This is a genomic window from Muricauda sp. MAR_2010_75, assembly GCF_000745185.1.
Taxonomy (GTDB): domain Bacteria; phylum Bacteroidota; class Bacteroidia; order Flavobacteriales; family Flavobacteriaceae; genus Flagellimonas.
The window spans coordinates 3,532,852-3,549,965 of sequence record NZ_JQNJ01000001.1; the positions used below are offsets into that span (position 1 = coordinate 3,532,852).

At 40.8% G+C, this 17,114-nt stretch carries 16 protein-coding genes; 15 read left to right on the forward strand and 1 reads right to left on the reverse strand.

What is annotated here, in order from left to right; genetic code table 11:
- Positions 1 to 114 precede the first annotated feature (114 nt).
- Both FG28_RS15875 and FG28_RS15880 read left to right on the forward strand, forming a co-directional pair.
- A complete protein-coding gene (locus tag FG28_RS15875) occupies positions 115 to 1,371 on the forward strand; it encodes an FAD-binding oxidoreductase (RefSeq protein WP_036384495.1) in 1,257 nt (418 codons plus the stop codon).
- Positions 1,372 to 1,454: 83 nt separating this feature from the next.
- Positions 1,455 to 2,387: a hypothetical protein gene (locus FG28_RS15880; protein ID WP_036384496.1), complete on the forward strand. Its 933-nt coding sequence runs from the start codon at positions 1,455 to 1,457 to the stop codon at positions 2,385 to 2,387.
- Between the two features lie 8 nt (positions 2,388 to 2,395).
- Here FG28_RS15880 and FG28_RS15885 read toward each other — a convergent pair whose 3' ends face one another.
- On the reverse strand, positions 2,396 to 3,040 hold the full coding sequence (locus FG28_RS15885) for an alpha/beta hydrolase (protein ID WP_036386743.1): 645 nt from the start codon (positions 3,038 to 3,040) through the stop codon (positions 2,396 to 2,398).
- A gap of 61 nt (positions 3,041 to 3,101) precedes the next feature.
- Here FG28_RS15885 and FG28_RS15890 point away from each other — a divergent pair, with 61 nt between their 5' ends.
- The 13 genes from FG28_RS15890 to FG28_RS15950 all read left to right on the forward strand — a co-directional run bounded on the left by FG28_RS15890 (position 3,102) and on the right by FG28_RS15950 (position 17,047).
- Positions 3,102 to 3,524, forward strand: a complete 423-nt coding sequence (locus FG28_RS15890; RefSeq protein ID WP_036384498.1) for a PaaI family thioesterase — start codon at positions 3,102 to 3,104, stop codon at positions 3,522 to 3,524.
- A complete protein-coding gene (locus tag FG28_RS15895; RefSeq protein WP_051947412.1) occupies positions 3,505 to 4,566 on the forward strand; it encodes a chorismate-binding protein in 1,062 nt (353 codons plus the stop codon). The genes FG28_RS15890 and FG28_RS15895 overlap by 20 nt, the downstream gene beginning before the upstream one ends.
- Before the next feature lie 54 nt (positions 4,567 to 4,620).
- Positions 4,621 to 6,357, forward strand: coding sequence for a 2-succinyl-5-enolpyruvyl-6-hydroxy-3-cyclohexene-1-carboxylic-acid synthase (gene menD / locus FG28_RS15900; protein ID WP_036384500.1), 1,737 nt, complete (start codon positions 4,621 to 4,623; stop codon positions 6,355 to 6,357).
- A gap of 38 nt (positions 6,358 to 6,395) precedes the next feature.
- The gene (locus FG28_RS15905; protein WP_036384503.1) at positions 6,396 to 6,737 is read left to right on the forward strand and encodes a DUF2853 family protein; all 342 of its coding nucleotides are present in this window, start codon (positions 6,396 to 6,398) and stop codon (positions 6,735 to 6,737) included.
- A gap of 76 nt (positions 6,738 to 6,813) precedes the next feature.
- Positions 6,814 to 7,644 (forward strand): S1 RNA-binding domain-containing protein, encoded by an 831-nt coding sequence (locus tag FG28_RS15910; RefSeq protein WP_036384505.1) that lies wholly within the window; start codon positions 6,814 to 6,816, stop codon positions 7,642 to 7,644.
- A gap of 161 nt (positions 7,645 to 7,805) precedes the next feature.
- Positions 7,806 to 8,408 (forward strand): SPOR domain-containing protein, encoded by a 603-nt coding sequence (locus FG28_RS15915; protein ID WP_036384507.1) that lies wholly within the window; start codon positions 7,806 to 7,808, stop codon positions 8,406 to 8,408.
- Positions 8,409 to 8,410: 2 nt separating this feature from the next.
- Complete coding sequence (menA, locus tag FG28_RS15920; protein ID WP_036384509.1) at positions 8,411 to 9,319, forward strand: 1,4-dihydroxy-2-naphthoate octaprenyltransferase; 909 nt, start codon at positions 8,411 to 8,413, stop codon at positions 9,317 to 9,319.
- Between the two features lie 33 nt (positions 9,320 to 9,352).
- Positions 9,353 to 10,108, forward strand: coding sequence for a LytTR family DNA-binding domain-containing protein (locus FG28_RS15925; protein WP_036384511.1), 756 nt, complete (start codon positions 9,353 to 9,355; stop codon positions 10,106 to 10,108).
- A gap of 527 nt (positions 10,109 to 10,635) precedes the next feature.
- Positions 10,636 to 12,597, forward strand: coding sequence for a sensor histidine kinase (locus FG28_RS15930; protein WP_036384514.1), 1,962 nt, complete (start codon positions 10,636 to 10,638; stop codon positions 12,595 to 12,597).
- Between the two features lie 38 nt (positions 12,598 to 12,635).
- Positions 12,636 to 13,688, forward strand: a complete 1,053-nt coding sequence (locus tag FG28_RS15935; RefSeq protein ID WP_036384516.1) for an o-succinylbenzoate synthase — start codon at positions 12,636 to 12,638, stop codon at positions 13,686 to 13,688.
- On the forward strand, positions 13,679 to 14,617 hold the full coding sequence (locus FG28_RS15940; protein ID WP_036384518.1) for a CPBP family intramembrane glutamic endopeptidase: 939 nt from the start codon (positions 13,679 to 13,681) through the stop codon (positions 14,615 to 14,617). The genes FG28_RS15935 and FG28_RS15940 overlap by 10 nt, the downstream gene beginning before the upstream one ends.
- The gene (locus FG28_RS15945; protein WP_036384519.1) at positions 14,595 to 15,668 is read left to right on the forward strand and encodes an AMP-binding protein; all 1,074 of its coding nucleotides are present in this window, start codon (positions 14,595 to 14,597) and stop codon (positions 15,666 to 15,668) included. Before FG28_RS15940 ends, FG28_RS15945 begins: the two co-directional genes overlap by 23 nt.
- A 32-nt stretch (positions 15,669 to 15,700) precedes the next feature.
- Entirely contained in the window at positions 15,701 to 17,047 is a 1,347-nt protein-coding gene (locus FG28_RS15950; protein WP_036384521.1) for a M24 family metallopeptidase, read from the forward strand.
- Positions 17,048 to 17,114: the final 67 nt, after the last annotated feature.

Sequence of the window (17,114 nt, forward strand, 5' to 3'; positions counted from 1 at the left end):
TTGGGATTCCCCATAATCATTAAAAATTTGGGCAAACTTCTATCCGTAGAAATTATTTAGGTTCTAAATTTGCCGGAAAACTGAGTACTTAATTTTAATAAGGACAGATAGGGTATGGGCAAAAATAAGAATGTGATTGTTGTTGGCGGGGGAATTGTTGGACTCTCAACTGCATATTTTTTACAGAAAGAAGGCCATCAGGTAACGGTTTTGGACAAGTCCGATATTTCCTCAGGAGCCTCTTTTGTCAATGCAGGATATTTAACCCCCAGTCATATTGTACCCTTGGCTGCTCCGGGAATGATTTCAAAAGGAATCAAATACATGTTCAATTCCTCCAGTCCGTTTTATATGAAACCCAGATTGGATTTTGACTTTATTAAATGGGCCTGGTATTTTAAAAAATCCTCAACCAAAGCCAAAGTGGAGCGGGCCATGCCCATTATCAAGGGCATTAATCTGATCAGCCGGAAGCTATATGAAGACATGAAAGCTTCTGGTGATTTAGGGGATTTTCATTTGGATGACAAAGGATTGCTTATGCTCTATCAGACCGAACAGGCACGAGATCATGAGTTGGAGGTGATGAAAAAGGCCCAGGAAATGGGGTTGGAGGCCAGCCATTTGGAAGCAGATGGGTTGAAAAAAGTTGAACCCCATATTGAACTCAACGCAATGGGGGCCATACATTACCAATGTGACCGGCATACTACCCCTCCCCAAATCATGACAAAGCTTTTGGAGCACCTTGCCAAAAATGGCGTAAGCATCCACAAAGGCGAAGAAGTTGTGGATTTGGATGTTAAAGATGGTGTTGTATCCGAAATACGTACCAACAAAGCCAGCTATCAAGCAGATGAAGTTGTTTTTGCCGCTGGATCGTGGACTTCAAATCTTTCAAAAAAAATTGACATTGATTTGCCGTTACAAGCGGGAAAAGGATACCGCATTAATGTGGAATCGCCCACCAAAATATCAATGCCCGCCATCTTAATGGAAGCCAAAATGGCGGTTACACCTATGCAAGGGTTTACCCGTTTTGCTGGCACCATGGAGTTTTCAGGCATCAATGACATCATCCGGAAGGAAAGGGTGGAAGCTATAGCCAAAGGAGCGGAACACTATTATAAAGGACTCAAGATTTCCGATGAGGATAAAAGCAATGCACAATGTGGATTACGTCCCGTATCACCAGATGGGCTACCTTATATTGGAAGGCCCAAGGGCTATAAAAACTTGACCATTGCCACCGGACATGCCATGATGGGCTGGAGTCTGGGACCCGGCACAGGGAAAATGGTCACGGAGTTGATCTCTGGCCAAAAAACAGCTATGGACTTATCCCCATTCAGTCCCGATCGTAAGTTTTAATCACCTTGTTTTCTTTAGGTTAATTTTGGTATAGTGTATGCAGTAAATTTTTTAGTTGCCTGAATTCGAAGTAATTTTACAGCATGATAAAAAACTACGTCATATATTTCTTTTTTTGTTTGTTTCTGATTTCCGGACTTCGCTCCCAAGAAGTACAGATTTTCACAGTGCAGGATTTTGACCTTAATGGAAAGGTAAAATCGTGCTTGGTCATTACAGATTATGGCCGGGAATCGTTTGAGTTCAATAAAGAAGGTATTTTGACCAAAACGGTGACCCAGTACAACGATACCGATCAAGATATCACCTACTACAAGTACAACAATGGTGAGCTTGTGGAAAGACGTATGGAGAGCTACAAGAACAATGTGCTGGACGCATCAACCTCAATGGCAAATTTTTATGAGATTGACACCGTGCCCCAAAGAAAAGTCTTGGAAAAAATCATTTCATACGACAAGGAATTTCTGGAGCAACAGGAATATTTGTATGGTGATGAAGGTAGATTATCCAAGATCATCACCTCCAATTCAGAAGGGGTGGATGAGACCACTTTTGAATACACACCCTATAAAAATGAGCTTACCACCAGTATTTTTACCAATGGCATCCTAGAAAAGACCATACGAACTTCAGAACGTAAAAGTTCCAAAGGAACACAAAAGGTAGTTTTGACCAAGGAGTATATTGATGGAGAACCCAACAGGGCTCTGGAGGAAGTTTTTAATTCATCAAATGATTTGGTCACCAGTGAGTTTTTTCAATATGATATGGATGAAAAGGAATTTGTGGCCCAAAAGAAATTGTTTTATTACTACACCAATGGGGTTTTGGACAAAGTTGTCACAAAAACGGTAAACACCGAATCCGTGGAATCCTATATTTTTCAATTTGACAGTCACGGCGAAAAGAATTGGGTCAAGAAAATTATCACACCTGGCAATACCTACACTACACGTGTGATCAAATACTATTCAGAAGAAGACGATGCCACAGGACCTAACGAAGGGAGATAGCACTTGGTCTAAATCACTCCAGCAATAATCTCTGGTTTCACCTCATGTCCGCCTTTAAAAGTTGTAACTTCCGCTTTGCCTTGGAAAAGTGCATCAATTTTTACTTTTTCTACCTTTAATCGTTCTGGGGTAAGAAATTCGTCCGTATCTCCATAGATGATTTTTATCGTTGTGTTTTCCAAATCCAGAAAACTAAAATCTTCCTTTTTTAACTCATTGGGGATGCCTCCCGCATAGAGAATCAAAGCCTTGACTTGTATTTTTCTGTGAACCAACCAGCGGGTTGCAATGGAAACCCCTTGGGAAAATCCAAAAAGAATCAGGTTTACATCTGATGGGATTTGTTCCGAATCAAAAACTGCATCCACATAGTTGAGCACATTGTCAATTTCCATGTGCCTATTTTCCTTGGTCAACCAACTTGCACCAACATATTTGTACTCATTTTTTAAATAGTATTTTGAGGGAGCCTGGGGAACAATAATGTGATTCTCATCTGGGTTAAGACCTTCAAAATATTTTACAAAATAGCGGCTCAAATAACCAATGCCATGAAAAACCAACCATACATTCTTGGTTTTCTGCGTGATAGGATTTTGCGTTAAATACGTATTCTGGGCGGTGTAGCGTACTGTCTTTTCAGTTGGGGCCATAAAGTCCTTTCTGGGTTGTTCGATTGCTTTAGCTTTGTGTAATTTTACAAAAAATAGAAGGATGGAAGCACACAAAGAGAAGATTCTCTCAGTTTGCAACGAAATTTGCAAAGGGACATTGATGGAAACCTTGGACATTACCTATATTGATGTGGGGGAGAACTTTTTACTGGCCCGAATGCCTGTAACCCCTAAGGTACATCAGCCTGATGGCGTGCTGCACGGGGGAGCCTCCGTGGCGTTGGCCGAAAGTGTGGGAAGTGCCGCTTCGTACATCTTTTTAAATGCAAAGGAATTTTTTGTGAGGGGCATCGAAATTTCCGCAAACCATGTAAAGTCCATCAAAGAGGGTTTTGTGTATGCGCGAGCATCCATCTTGCACAAGGGCAAGACAACCCAACTTTGGGAGATAAAGATTACCGATGAGGACGGAAAACTGATTTCCAACTGTAAACTGACCACCATTGCCCTACCCAGAAAATAAGGAGTTTCAAGACATTCTTCACAAGATTCATGCATGCCTTGAAAAAGGCTTGCCCTTTGCAGCTTATCGAAAGCCTAAAAAAGAAGAGGTGACCGTTGTTTTTCAGAAAGATGATTCGCTTCATACCACCATTGATTTTGAAGAGAAGGGTTTTGTTTTTGCACCGTTCGATTTAAAGGATAATGCTGTTTTGATTCAACCCGATGAAGTGCTCTCGGCATTGGTTGAAATCGAAATCAAACCTGAAAATAGCTCTATTAAATTTTCAGATGAAGGAAAAGATGTCCATATTGGTTTGATAAAAAAAGGGATTTCTGAAATAGAAAAAGGTCATCTTAAAAAAGTAGTGCTGTCCCGAAAACTGGGGGCTGAAGTTTCGTCCACTCCACCCAAAATATTTCAAAACCTCCTGAACCATTACCCCAACGCCTTTTGCTATCTATTCCACCATCCTAAAGTTGGAACTTGGTGTGGAGCCACACCTGAGACCTTGGTGGAAGTCAAAACCAATCAATTGCGCACCATGTCCTTAGCGGCCACCTTGCCTTTTACCGGGGATACAACTCCTCAATGGGGATTAAAGGAAGTTGAGGAGCAGCAAATGGTTTCAGACTACATTCAAGAACGGTTGGGACCAGTTGTGTCAGCACTTCATATTGGTGAAGCGAAAGCCGTCAGGGCTGGGAACCTGTGGCATTTGCAATCAGGGATAACGGGAATCTTATCCAGTGAAAATGGGATTAAAAAAGTAATTAAGGCATTGCATCCCACCCCTGCGGTCTGTGGAATCCCAACCCAAGCGGCAAAATCCTTCATCTTGAAAAATGAGAATTACAACCGAAATTTTTACACTGGTTTTTTGGGCGAACTAAATCTGAATGAAACAGAGGAGACCTCACTGTTTGTTAACCTTAGGTGCATGGAACTGAAGGGGAACAAAGCCACCATTTTTATGGGTGGTGGAATCACATTGGCCTCCAATCCGGAAAGTGAATGGGTTGAGACTCAGAACAAAAGCAAGACCATGCTGAACATACTGTAATTTGATGTTTCTTAATTTAGGGGAATACGGTTTAGGAATGTATTTTTGTGCTCCATGATGTACTCAGATATTCCCTCGGCCCAGACATTGGTGCTGTACTTTAAGTCCAGAGGGGTTAAGCATATTGTAATTTCTCCCGGTTCAAGGAACGCTCCCTTGACCATTGGTTTTACCAAGAATTCCTTTTTTAGTTGTTATAGCATTGTAGATGAACGGTGTGCAGCCTTTTTTGCTTTGGGAATGGCCCAGCAGTTACAAGAGCCTGTTGCTGTGGTTTGTACATCGGGAAGTGCGCTCTTGAATTATTATCCCGCCGTGGCCGAGGCATTTTATAGTGATATTCCCTTGATTGTGGTGTCTGCTGATAGACCCAGTTACCGAATTGACATTGGAGATGGACAGACCATCAGACAGGAAAATGTGCTGGAAAAGCACATTGGGTACTCGGCCAATTTGAAGCAGGATATTTCACATGCGTCCGAAACTGTTTCAAAATGGGGAAAGTCCCTTTTAATAGAAACGCAGGAAGAAATTCAGGAATACAATGAAAGGGAGCTGGTAAACGCCCTGCAAATAGCCCGATGGAAAAGTACTCCGGTCCACATCAACATTCCTTTTGAGGAACCCTTGTACGGGGTGATGGAAAAACCAGTTCTTCAAATTGCTGAAAAGAAAACGGATGTTCCGATTAATTCCAGTGAGGAAGATTGGTCGGATTATACAGCTGTTTGGAAAAGCAGTGGTCCAAAGATGATATTGGTAGGAGTCAATCAACCCAACGCAATAGCGAAAGAAGTATTGGAAGCTTTGGCCCAAGATGGAAATACCTTGGTGTTTACGGAAACAACTTCCAACATGCACCATCCTGAATTTTTCCCAAGCATTGATAGCGTCATCGCTCCCATTGAAAAGTCTGAAAACAGGGAAGAGTTGTTCAAGGCTCTTCAACCAGATATATTGGTCACCTTTGGCGGATTGATCGTTTCCAAGAAAATAAAAGCGTTCCTGCGGAAGTATCAACCCAAGGAGCATTGGCATATCGACCCCAAAAAAGCGTATGACACCTTCTTTTGTCTCTCCAAACACGTAAAGGCCAACCCAAATGATTTCTTTGGAGCAGTTTTGACTTCGGAAACACAAAAGAGCGATTATAAGATAAGGTGGCAAGAAGTAAAAAAGCACTATGAGGTTAGGAGGAAAGCTTATTTAGATAAGATTCCATTTTCGGATTTCACGGTTTTTGACCAGGTGATACGGCACATACCCAAAGGGTATCAGGTGCATTTGGCCAACAGTTCCACCGTGCGTTATGCCCAATTGTTCCCAATGGGTGCTTCTTTAAATGTGTTCTGTAATCGGGGCACCAGTGGTATTGATGGCAGCACGTCCACCGCTGTGGGTGCATCAATCCATACAGAGGAACCCACTTTGTTGATTACTGGGGACCTGAGCTTCTTCTACGACAGCAATGGGTTATGGAATGCCCATATTCGTCCTAATTTTAGGATCATTCTCATTAACAATTCAGGTGGAGGGATTTTTAGAATCTTACCAGGCAAGGAGGACACAGCGGAATTTTCCACCTTTTTTGAGACCTATCATGACTTCACGGCGGAGCATTTGGCACAGATGTACGGATTGGAATATTTGAAAGCCGATAATGAGGACGAATTGACTGAGGGATTAAGTAATTTTTATACTACTTCCCTCAAGCCCAAAATTTTAGAAATCAGCACACCTCGCTTGGTGAACAATAAAATTTTGCTTGGGTACTTCGATTTTATATCTTAGAAGCTAGGTATAAATCACAAAAACAACACCAATCAATCATGAGCAAACGAGACGAATTGATCACAAAGTACGCCGAGGACATCCAAGATAAATTTGGCAAAGCCCCGGATATGGATCTGTTGACCAAGGTAGCCATTGGGCTGGGTCCGGCCATTTATAATTTGGATGCTTCCCGGGTTTCTGGATCGGACGAAAAGGAATTGGAAACCGTTAAAAACAATTTCTTGGTCAAAAAACTGGGACTGACCGATAACCCTGCGTTAATGGAAGCCATTAACAGCATTATTGATGGCTATGGGCGTTCCGACAAGAATAAGTACCGTGCCGTGATCTATTATATGTTGACCAAGTACTTTGGTAAGGAATCCGTTTATAATTAATAGGGTTTTGTAATCAAATAAGGCTATCCTTTTGGATGGCTTTTTTTATACCCATATTTCAATCTACCTTTGCCTTATGATAAAATTGGGAGATTATAATATCTTAAAAGTATTGCGAAGCACAAGCGTTGGACTTTTCTTGGGGGATGAGGAGGGCACAGAGGTGCTACTGCCCAACAAATATGTGCCAGAGGATTTTCAGATTGATGCGGAAATGGAGGTGTTTTGCTATCTAGATAATAATGAACGACCCATTGCCACTACGTTGAAACCCTACATTGTGCGAAATGGATTTGCATCTTTAAAAGTTGCCGAAGTAGCCGATTTTGGTGCCTTTATGGATTGGGGTTTGGAGAAACATCTTTTAGTGCCCTTTCGGGAACAAGCCCAACGTATGGAAGAGGGCAACAATTATATTATGCACTGTTACTTGGATGAAGAGACCTTCCGGTTGGTGGGCTCCAGCAGGATAAACAAATTTTTGTCCAATGAAAATGCGGTGTATGAAATCAATGACGAAGTGGATGTTTTGGTAACCCGAAAAACCCCATTGGGATGGGAGGTGATTGTGGATCAAAAGCACAAAGGCCTCATTTTTGATAGTGACTTGTTCAAGCCCGTTTCGGTAGGAAGCCGATTTAGGGGGTACATCAAAAATGTTCGGGAAGACAAAAAAATTGATGTTTCCCCTCAGCCCATTGGAGCCAAAATGCTGGAACCCACAGCCAAGATCATATTTGACAAATTACAGCAGAACAATGGTTTTCTGCCCCTACATGACAAATCTTCCCCAGAAGAAATACAAAATGAACTCCATTTGAGCAAAAAAGCATTTAAAAAGGGTGTGGGTATCTTGTACCGCCAGCGAAAAATCAATATTAAGGATGATGGGATTTACTTGGCCTGAACGGCTAAAACTGAAATCTATCCAATACGGGGTGCATAGAAGTAATTTCATACCTCCAAATTTTTTTCTTTGCGCAAAAATTTTACATTTGTATAAACTCAATTTAACTTATTGACAGCTATGCTTTTAGCTTGCTGCAAGAATTTATAACCACTTAGCGTATGCCTTTTATTGAAGAAAGTGATTTGTTGGACCTTCATAAGGATATAGATAAGGCCCAGATTATCAACGAAAGACTTTTAGATCAAATTAAATATAAGAACAAGGATCTCAAAAAAATAAAGCTGCAACGCAATGTTTTACTGGGCATTACAGGTTTGTTCGTTATAGGGGTTCTGGCCATTACTTCCTTTACGGCCGGGTTGAGCAGCAAGAATTCTTTTGAAAATCAAAACAACCACCTTTTGGTATCCATAGATAGCTTGGATGCGGTAAAAACCCGTATTGATAATCTTAAAGCTCAAAATGAAGAGCTTAGTTTGGTACGGGAATTCTACTTGGCCAAAGCCTTTTTGGACAAAGAAAAAATTTATTCCGTACAGATAAAGTCCTTTGTGGACAACAATGTTACCTTAGCTTCCGAAGCATTGACCAATACCCTTTTTGTTAAGACAAACCCTTTTTATGCCTACTCTTTGGGTAACTTTGAAACCTTGGACGAAGCCCAATCGTTTAGAAAACAACTGGTACAGATGGGCTTTAAGGATGCTTTTGTAGCTTCTTACCAAGATGGAAAACGAATTCAAATAGAAGATCCGTATTAATCTTGGGAAATATCAAGGTCTGGATACAGGCCGCTAGATTGCGAACTCTTCCTCTTTCAGTATCAGGAATTATTGTAGGCACTGCCTTGGCCAAAAAACAAGGTTTTTTTGAAGTTGGCATCTTTGTGTTGGCCTTATTGACCACTATTGGTTTTCAAGTCACCTCCAATTTTGCCAATGATTATGGAGATGGAGTAAAGGGCACCGACAATGCTGATAGAATAGGTCCAGCCAGGGCACTTCAAAGTGGCCTGCTGTCACGTCCTGTTCTAAAAAAGGGAATCATTGTTTCCATTATCATTTCCATGTTGTTGGCCATGACGCTCATCTATATGGCCTTTGGCACAGAAAATTTGATCTATATCCTCCTATTTTTCTTTTTAGGGATTCTGAGCATTTGGGCGGCCCTTAAGTATACCATTGGTTCCAATGCATATGGGTATATGGGCCTTGGCGATGTGTTTGTTTTTCTTTTTTTCGGACTTCTGGGAGTTTTGGGAAGCATGTTTTTATATACCAAGGCCTTGGATTGGGTTTCATTGCTTCCCGCTGTCGCAATAGGATTGTTGTGTGTTGGTGTACTCAACCTGAACAATTTAAGGGATGTTGTGTCGGATAAAAAGCATGGAAAGAACACTTTGGTGGTCTTAATGGGATTTGCCAATGGAAAATGGTATCATTTCCTATTGATTTTCATTGCTTTTCTATGTTTTTTGGGTTATATCTGGATAGAAAATGCCAGTTGGACCAACTCCTATTTTATGCTGGCATTTGTGCCTATTTTAATTCATCTTGTAACTGTAATGAAAACCCAGGAACCGGGAGAACTTGATGGTGAACTTAAAAAATTGGCCCTCAGTACATTTGCACTCGCTTTATTGTTCTATATTGCTATTAATAATTTTTTGTAATTTTGATATACAACCAAATAAACTTTAAGCAACTTGGAACATCCGATTAAAATTTTAATTGTTGAGGACAACGTCATCATTGCTGATGACATGCAGTCCATGCTGGAAGAAATCGGCTATGAAATAGTGGACAATGTCATTGTCTATGAACAAGCCGTGGAGGTATTGAAAAATAATCATGTTGACCTTGTGTTGATCGATATTATTTTGGCCTCTGATAAAACGGGTATCGATTTAGGAAAACATATCAGGGAATCCTATAACATTCCCTTCATTTTTGTGACCTCAAACTCGGATAGGGCAACGGTTGAAAACGCAAAGACCGTAAAACCTGATGGTTATTTGGTAAAACCTTTTGAGCAACAAGATCTATACACCTCTATAGAAATAGCACTCTCTAACTTCAACTACAACAAGAAAGGTGAAATTAAGGATGCCGATGGGGAAGAAGGCGAAAGCTTTACATCCAACTCTGTACTGAAGGATTCCATCTTTGTAAAAAAGCAACATCTCTATTACAGGATTCAGTTTACCGATATCCAATTCATCAAGGCAGACAATGTGTATTTGGAAGTGAACACGGCCGACAAAAAGTTTCTGGTTCGTTCCCCGCTCAAGGATTATTTGGAGAAATTGCCAAAGAATAAATTTTATAGAGCGCACAAATCCTACATTGTGAATGTGGACCATATAGACGCCATCAACTCAAAGGATATTATGATCAACAACAACTTGATCCCAATATCCAAGGATTTTAAGGAGTTCATCCTTTCGTCGATGAACAGTTGAGCACAAAAGAATTTTAAGAATAATAAGAGTGCCTTTAGGGGCACTTTTTTTATGCCACAAACTTTTCTAACGAACTGACCACAATTTTTGAAAGGTTCACAACAATGTTTTTCCACTATGGCATGTCTGGTCTACTTTAGTAGTGTAAATAATTAGAAAGTAATTTTTTCATTTTCATATAGTGTTCTCGTAAAAGGGTCTTGTTAATAGCAAGGCCTTTTTTGGTTTTAAAACTTTCCCCAATTCCATGAAATGCACAAAACATCGACAAAAGGTGCTTTGACATACCTCAGGATGCATTTCACAACAGAAATAGACTGTTTCACAACAATACTGAACAAGTCTGTCCCTTTGGATTTAATTTTGACGCCAAACTAACGTTCTTTATATACCCCATACGTTGATTCCAAAGGTTGAATCAATAGATCCATCCAGCGCAGAAATCATCCTAGGGGAATAAAAATAAAGGGCACAAACAATCCAATAGATCTTCAAGAGATTCTTGGAGTACTATATATGGTAAATTAATGGGACGTTACGTAAGATTTTTATTCACTATACTTTGTTTTGTTTTTCTTTCCAACGGTGCTGCACAATCCTTGTCAGAAGAGGAGCAGAGCGTTTTAAAGGAATTCCAGGATACCAACGCACCAAAAGATCGTTTCAATGTTTTTTTCAACTCCATTGACCGATACAATCAAAACTCGGCATACGACTGGTTGGATACCATCAAAATATACCTTTCCAACGCGCAAACCAGCAACGATACAACTGCGCAACGCTTATACCAAGTAATGCAGGCCCAGATCTACAACGATCTGGGTGAGTACGACAAGAGTACCACTTTGGCCAAAGAGCTCTATGCCTTTAAGGATTCTTTGGATGTGGATTCGCAAAAAGCCGTCTTGGATGTTTTGGACGACAATTATGCCAACCTGCAACTATTTGATAAACAGATAGAAATTAGGAAGCAAAAAAAGGAATTGGGCATTACAGACAACGTCTCTTTCTACGATATCTACAGTAACCTAGGGTTGTACCGGGTGGCTAGGAACCAATACATCATGGAGGTAAAGCCTACAATTGCCGATAATGATTCTTATGGACTGGCTAAATATCACAGCAAAGTGGGGAACTATCTTCGCCTTGATAATTCAGCACCAACTGCGTTGAGCGAATTGAAGAAAGCAAAAGCTTATTTGGACGTTTATCTCAACGACATATCCATTCAAAAAAGCGAAGACGAAATCTTTGAGAGCGATTTGCTTAAAGCTGAAATTGAAGGGAACATTGGAAAGTGCCATGTAATGTTGGGCGAATACGAACAGGCCATTCCACTTTTGGAAAGTAGCATTGAAGTATTGGACACCTCATCCAAGAACAGCCATAAAAGTGAGATGGTGGAAAACACGCTCTATTTGGCAGATGCCAATTTGCAATTGGACCGTTTTTTGGCAGCAAAACGAAACCTTGACATTGAGTTTGATAATATTGGAATCCAACAAGTAATAAAGCGAAACAGTTTGTTGGCTGCCTATTATGACAGAGTGGAAAATTACAAGAATTCCGCAATGTACTACAAGCGCAATGAGCGCATTAAAGATTCCATGGCCCAAAAACAGTCCTCCATCATTAAGCAGCAGTTGGTGACCATTGTGGCCAATGAAGACTTGGAAAATTCACAACGCCTTATCGAGGAGCAAAAACGCATCAATGAGTTGGCTCGAAGTGAAATGAAGGCGAAGGATGAACGCATCAATCTGGTGTTTATCTCCCTTATTTTTACATTGCTCGGTTTTGCCGGTTTGGTCTATGCCTATTTAAAAAGTATCAAGAACCAACGTTTGATCGCTGAACAAAAGCACATTATTGAAAATGCTCTGGTTGAAAAAGATTCGCTGCTCAAAGAAATCCATCACAGGGTAAAGAACAACCTGCAAATGGTTTCCAGTTTGTTGAGTCTTCAAACCAAAAACACAAGGAGTAAGGCGGCCATTGAGGCATTGGAAGAGGGAAAAAGCAGGGTAAAGGCCATGGCATTGATACACCAAAAACTGTATCAGAACGATGATTTGTCCGTCATTGAGATGCAGGGCTACATTGAGAGTCTCATCAACAGTGTGCAGTCGGTCTACAAAAAGGGCGGACACAACATCAGCATTACTATTGATGCTGAAGGTACCGAATTGGACATTGATAGGGCAATTCCTTTTGGATTGATTTTGAATGAGTTGGTCTCCAATTCTTTCAAATATGCATTTCCTGAAAATGATGAAAACGGCAAGATTTATATCCACCTACGTAAAAATGGGGACCAAGGCTATTTTGAATATACCGATAATGGAATTGGCCTTCCCGAAGATACAGAGGAACGCACCCATTCTTCCATGGGAATCCGTTTGATGAACCGACTTGTAAACCAATTACAATCGAAGTTGAACATTGACAAAGAAGGTGAGGGCGTTCGTTTTTGGTTCAACTTTAGTTAAATAACATCCTAAAATATGGTTACATTTGAAACCATTGGATGAAAGCTACCTACAAAAAGTATATACTAAATTTTAAGGTGCCCAGTGGCACCTCACGTGGTGTTTTGACCCAAAAAGAGACCTGGTTTCTGTTGTTTCATGATGGGGACCATTGTGGAATAGGGGAGTGCGGTGTTTTAAGAGGATTGAGTGTGGATGATGTGCCCGATTATGAAGAAAAATTGAAATGGGTCTGCGAGAATATTCACTTGGGGCAAGAACAATTGCTAAATAAACTGATACAATTTCCTTCCATTCAATTTGGGCTGGAACAAGCATTTTTATCACTGAAGTCCCAAAATCCATTTGAGCTGTTCCCGTCAGATTTCACTCAAAAAGAAGCTGCCATATTCATCAACGGACTCATTTGGATGGGAGATGAAGCCTTTATGCTGTCCCAATTGGAACAAAAACTAAAGGATGGTTTTCAATGTATCAAAATGAAAATTGGGGCCATTGATTTCCCCACAGAGCTTTCCATCCTCAAAGCTATCCGAAACGACTTCACTCCAGATGAAATTGAACTCCGGGTAGATGCCAATGGTGCTTTTTCACCAACTGATGCTTTGGAAAAGCTCCAGCAATTATCAAAATATCAACTCCACTCTATTGAACAGCCCATCAAACCTAATCAGTGGGAACGTATGGCAGATCTATGCCAAAATACACCATTGCCCATTGCCTTGGATGAGGAATTGATCGGTATCTTTTCTGTAACGGAAAAGGAACAATTGCTACAAACCCTACAGCCACAATACATTATACTAAAACCAAGCTTAGTGGGTGGTTTTAATGGATGCGGGGAGTGGATTCAGTTGGCTGAAAAATATGATATTGGGTGGTGGATAACCAGTGCTTTGGAGAGTAATATAGGGCTCAATGCCATTGCCCAATGGACTTATATTTTGGGAAATACCATGCCACAAGGTTTGGGCACCGGAAGTCTATACACCAACAATTTTGAAAGTCCGTTGGAGGTTTCAAAAGGGAAATTGTATTATAGAAACGACAAACAGTGGAAATATAATTTAATTGAAAATCTATGTATATAGAACAAGGATATAAGGGAGACCTCGGCCTGTGGAAATATTTTGTCATCCCCACGTCGTTTATCGCATTTATGGTAGCGAATTATATTGCCACTGTGAATTCTCCGGTCAGTGTGGAGGATACCATGCAACAGGTTATAGCGCAGTTTGGTTCCAATTTGGTGCTGATTATTCTTTTGTTTCCCCTGGCAGTTGGGTTATTTGTGGTTCTTGGATGGACATATATTGTTCATAAACAGTCCATCACCTCACTGACCACTTCGCGAAAGAAAATTGACTGGAGACGTATCTTTTTTTCATTTGGACTATGGACGGTCATCACAGTGCTTCTTGTGGGGATTGACATTTATTTTTCCCCGGATAGTTATGTACTGAATTTTGATTTGGTCAAATTTATCCCTTTGGCCATTATAGGCATTGTTTTGATTCCCATGCAGACCAGTTTTGAAGAATATTTGTTTAGGGGGCACATGATGCAAGGATTGGGCATTTTGGTAAAGAACAAATGGGTGCCGTTGATAGTTACGTCCGTTTTATTTGGGTCGATGCACATTGCCAACCCCGAAGTGGAGAAATTGGGTTTCGGAATCCTTATTTACTATATCGGAACAGGTTTTTTCTTGGGGATTTTGACTTTGATGGACGAAGGTTTGGAACTTGCCCTTGGTTTTCATGCAGCTAACAACCTTATCACCGCATTGTTGGTTACTGCAGATTGGACCGCTTTCCAGACCAATTCCATTTATAAAGACATTTCAGAACCATCATTGGGATGGGATGCAGTGATTCCTGTGTTTGTTGTTTTCCCATTGTTGTTGTGGTTTTTTTCCAAGAAGTATGGTTGGAAAAACTGGAAAGACCGATTATTTGGAAAAGTAATGACCAAAGAAGAATTTGTGGCCTTATCTGATGGAAAATCCAATTTGGCATAATAGTCATCCACAGTTCCAACTCAATGGTGTTCCGTACGATTTGGAAGACCTTAAGGAGATTGGATATAGTATGGTCAAGGAAGGAGACCCTTTTGAGGTTTCTATTGGGGATTTTATCTTGGATTGGACCTCATATAGCCCAACATTGGAAGTATTCACTTCGGGATCTACCGGAAAGCCAAAAAAAATTGTCTTGCAGAAGGAGCACATGGTCAATTCGGCCTTGGCCACAGGGGAATACTTCAATCTAAAACCCGCCAATACAGCTTTATTGTGTCTTCCTTGTTCTGGAATTGCAGGAAAAATGATGTTGGTCCGAGCCATGGTCTTGGGTTTGCATTTGGATTATGTAGCACCCTCATCAACCCCATTGACAACTAATGATAAGCCGTATGATTTTGTGGCGATGGTACCGTTACAAGTTCAAAATTCATTAAAACAGTTGCATAGGATAAAAACATTGATCATTGGCGGAGCGCCGGTAGCTATTGCTTTGCAGAACAAGTTAAAAGCCCCATCAACCAACAGTTATGAAACTTACGGCATGACGGAGACCATTACCCATATCGCCGTTAAAAAAATAGGCATTGGCTCCATTGACTATTTTGAGACCTTGCCCAATATTTCAGTTACCCAAGATGATAGGGGCTGTTTGGTCATTGATGCCCCAAAAATTTCGGATACCAAAATAGTGACCAACGATTTGGTGGAATTGGTCACTGAAAATCAATTTAAATGGTTGGGGCGTTATGATTCCATTATCAATTCCGGAGGCATTAAATTGATTCCCGAACAAATCGAAAAAAAACTGTCTACCATTATTAGTTCGCGATTTTTTGTAGCAGGACTTCCCGATGATGCTTTGGGTCAAAAATTGGTTTTGGTCATAGAGGAATCTAAAGTTGATTCCCAAAAGGTACTCGACAAAATCAAAACTTTAAAAGGAATCCAAAAATACGAAGTGCCCAAAGAGGTCCACGTATTAAAACCTTTTATCGAAACCAAAACTGGAAAAATCCAACGTGAAAAAATAATGCAGCAAATACGGTAAGTTTTGTATTTTGAACGGATAAATAAAACTACATGAAACAACTAACGTTATTTTTTGCATTCTTTACCATTTTCCTTACCAATGCCCAGCAAATCCTTCCGGAAGTGGAACGTGCCAGAGTTGTGGATGAAATCCTCGAGGAACGGTTCAATGTCCTCCTCCCAAAGCTTATGGATGACACAGGGATTGATATGTGGGTGCTTATTTCAAGAGAGTACAATGAAGACCCTGTGCTGCGAACCATGCTTCCAGCCACTTGGTTGAATGCCAGAAGACGAACCATCCTTCTTTTTTATCGGAACAAGGAAAAAAATACCATAGATAAATTGGCGGTGGCCCGTTATAATATTGGTAAAAGTATTGTTTCAGCCTGGGATAAGGAAAAAGAGCCTGATCAGTGGAAACGGTTGATGCAATTGATTGAAGAGCGAAATCCCAAGAAAATTGCCCTCAATTTTTCCAAAGACCATAATATTGCTGATGGTCTGGATAAGACGGATTATGATGAATTCATGGCTAATCTTCCCAAGAAGCAGCATTCCAAAGTACAAACGGCAGAACAATTGGCGGTTCGTTGGATTGAAACACGTACAGAACGTGAAATGATAATTTTTGACCAGTTGGTGGACATTACCCACGATATTATTGCCGAGGCTTTTTCTGAAAAGGTCATCACCCCAGGAATTACAACAACTACCGAAGTGGAATGGTGGATGCGACAAAAGGTAACCGATTTGGGGTTGGAAACCTGGTTCCACCCAACAGTAGACATACAGCGTACGAGTGAAGAATTGGTAAGTCATCTGTATTCCTTTTCAGGCCGGCCGGATGATTTGGTGATCATGCCGGGTGATTTATTGCACTGCGATTTTGGAATTACCTATCTCCGTCTGAACACCGATTGCCAAGAGTTGGCCTATGTGCTAAAACCGGAAGAGACCGAAGCCCCTTCCTTTTTAGTGAATGCCCTCTACGATGGCAACCGTGTGCAGGATTTCCTGACCACAAACATGATCCAAGGAAGAACAGGGAATGAAATTTTGGCCAAATCCCTGCAAGAAGCCAAGAATGCAGGATTGCAACCTGCCATTTACACCCATCCTTTGGGAATGTATGGACACTCCGCGGGATCCACCATTGGTATGTGGGATTCCCAAGATGGTGTAATGAAGGATGATGGTGAAAACTATCCACTTAACCCAAATACCTGTTACGCTATTGAGTTGAATGCCACGGTGAACATCCCGGAATGGAACCGGGATATTCGAATTATGCTGGAAGAGCCGGGGTTTTTTGGTGAAGACGGATTTAGATACATCAACGGAAGACAAACGGAATTGCTATTGATTCCAAGGGTGAAACCACAGCAAGGGTACTAACCAAAGAAACTACTTTAGATGTCTATTTCTTACAATTATAGTTGGTCTGGGGTGGTTAGATTAGTAT

Excerpts from the sequence above, each read along its gene's own strand:
- FG28_RS15875 (WP_036384495.1), top strand. The coding sequence starts at position 115 with ATGGGCAAAAATAAGAATGTGATTGTTGTTGGCGGGGGAATTGTTGGA.
- FG28_RS15880 (WP_036384496.1), top strand. The coding sequence starts at position 1,455 with ATGATAAAAAACTACGTCATATATTTCTTTTTTTGTTTGTTTCTGATT.
- FG28_RS15885 (WP_036386743.1), bottom strand. The coding sequence starts at position 3,040 with ATGGCCCCAACTGAAAAGACAGTACGCTACACCGCCCAGAATACGTAT.
- FG28_RS15890 (WP_036384498.1), top strand. The coding sequence starts at position 3,102 with ATGGAAGCACACAAAGAGAAGATTCTCTCAGTTTGCAACGAAATTTGC.
- menD (WP_036384500.1), top strand. The coding sequence starts at position 4,621 with ATGATGTACTCAGATATTCCCTCGGCCCAGACATTGGTGCTGTACTTT.
- FG28_RS15905 (WP_036384503.1), top strand. The coding sequence starts at position 6,396 with ATGAGCAAACGAGACGAATTGATCACAAAGTACGCCGAGGACATCCAA.
- FG28_RS15910 (WP_036384505.1), top strand. The coding sequence starts at position 6,814 with ATGATAAAATTGGGAGATTATAATATCTTAAAAGTATTGCGAAGCACA.
- FG28_RS15915 (WP_036384507.1), top strand. The coding sequence starts at position 7,806 with ATGCCTTTTATTGAAGAAAGTGATTTGTTGGACCTTCATAAGGATATA.
- FG28_RS15930 (WP_036384514.1), top strand. The coding sequence starts at position 10,636 with ATGGGACGTTACGTAAGATTTTTATTCACTATACTTTGTTTTGTTTTT.
- FG28_RS15935 (WP_036384516.1), top strand. The coding sequence starts at position 12,636 with ATGAAAGCTACCTACAAAAAGTATATACTAAATTTTAAGGTGCCCAGT.
- FG28_RS15940 (WP_036384518.1), top strand. The coding sequence starts at position 13,679 with ATGTATATAGAACAAGGATATAAGGGAGACCTCGGCCTGTGGAAATAT.
- FG28_RS15945 (WP_036384519.1), top strand. The coding sequence starts at position 14,595 with ATGGAAAATCCAATTTGGCATAATAGTCATCCACAGTTCCAACTCAAT.
- FG28_RS15950 (WP_036384521.1), top strand. The coding sequence starts at position 15,701 with ATGAAACAACTAACGTTATTTTTTGCATTCTTTACCATTTTCCTTACC.